Source organism: Paraburkholderia solitsugae, assembly GCF_013177695.1.
GTDB classification, from domain to species: Bacteria; Pseudomonadota; Gammaproteobacteria; order Burkholderiales; family Burkholderiaceae; genus Paraburkholderia; species Paraburkholderia solitsugae.
The window spans coordinates 1-1,291 of record NZ_WOEY01000069.1 but is presented as its reverse complement, the minus strand read 5'-3'; the positions used below and the strand labels follow the sequence as shown (position 1 = coordinate 1,291).

General features: G+C 67.3%; 2 protein-coding genes. Both read right to left on the bottom strand.

What is annotated here, in order from left to right:
• Positions 1–234 precede the first annotated feature (234 nt).
• Complete coding sequence (locus GNZ12_RS17990) at positions 235–948, bottom strand: hypothetical protein (protein WP_172312118.1); 714 nt, start codon at positions 946–948, stop codon at positions 235–237.
• 3 nt (positions 949–951) lie between these two features.
• Positions 952–1,119, bottom strand: a complete 168-nt coding sequence (locus GNZ12_RS17985) for a DUF6726 family protein (RefSeq protein WP_321207320.1) — start codon at positions 1,117–1,119, stop codon at positions 952–954.
• Positions 1,120–1,291 lie beyond the last annotated feature (172 nt).

Here is a 1,291-nt window from a genome sequence, read left to right as displayed (position 1 = left end):
AGCGGCGGCGACATCGGCGTTTCGACGATCGAGGGCTGCTGGCTGCTCGCGCAAGCCGCGAGACAGGCCGCCGCGCCTAGCGCGACAGTGAGACGTAGCGCAGTCATGCATGCTCCCTGGCCGGATCGGCCGGATTGAAAATGGACCTTGCGGTCGCGCTGCCGACGCTTTGTTCGACGATGCAATCGGCGCCACGTATGAGCCCGCAAACCGCGCGATGGACGAGGCGGCCCATCAACCCGCCTCGGCACCGCTTGCCTGCCATTGCCGCACGACCGATTTCACCCATGCGTCCGAGCCCTTCAGCAGATAGGTGAGCGTGCCGTTGCGGGTGCCCGGCAGAAAACACAACGTGATCGAACTCACCGCGTTTTCCCACACGTAGACCGGCATCGCGCCCGACGACGACGCGCTCTGCGTCACCAGGCGCGGCGGGCCATAACGGTCCGCGAGGGCGTCGCGCAAGTCTTCAGCGGTGATCTCGTCGATCACGAAAGAGATCTCGTACAGACGCAATGCGCTCTGGCCGTCGACACGCGCAAAGCGCAGCACATGCTCCTGTGCCGGCGCGCCGTCGACGACGGCTTGCGACACCGCCCAGCCATCGTCCGCTCGATGCGCCCAGCGGCAGGCCACGGTCAGACTCTCGGGCGATTTCAGCCGCATGCCGAGCGCACCCGCCTGCACGTCCGTCTCGCAGAAGGGCACGCTGCCGAGCGGCGTGGCCCGCACGGTGGAACCCGCGCGGAATTCGTCGAGCGTAATGCCGAGCGCTATGCCGCGAAACGCGAACGGCGTGTCCTGCGAACGCCGGCGTGCCTCAGTGGAACCGCCCTTCGAAGCGGCACTGGGCGCATTCGCTCCGCGCTCGACCGACTGCGCCTGAGCGGCCATCGGGACCATGCCGGCCAGCAGCGCCAGCACGCAGGCAATCCGTTTGAATGTCATGGTTCAGTCGATGGCGGATGAGCACATGTCGAACGGTGTGGCCGCGGCATGGCCGACGACCGGGATAATTTTCAACGTGGCCGACGTCAGCCGGCACGGCAGCGCGGCAACGGCGCAGCCGCCGAGTGGCAGCAGCGCCGCGCCGAGCGTCAACCACGCAGCGACACGGATGAAACGGTCAGGAATGCTCGGGGTCGACACACGGGCCTCGGTGCGTCAGGCAGTCGTGTTGACGAGATGCCCAACCAGCCCCGACGGCAGCGACGGCGGCGTCTCGCTAGCGGACTCCGGTTCCAGCGGCGTAGCCGGCGAGTTATTTGGCGTGACGGGTTTTTCCGCCGCC

Excerpts from the sequence above, each read along its gene's own strand:
- GNZ12_RS17990 (WP_172312118.1), bottom strand. The coding sequence starts at position 948 with ATGACATTCAAACGGATTGCCTGCGTGCTGGCGCTGCTGGCCGGCATG.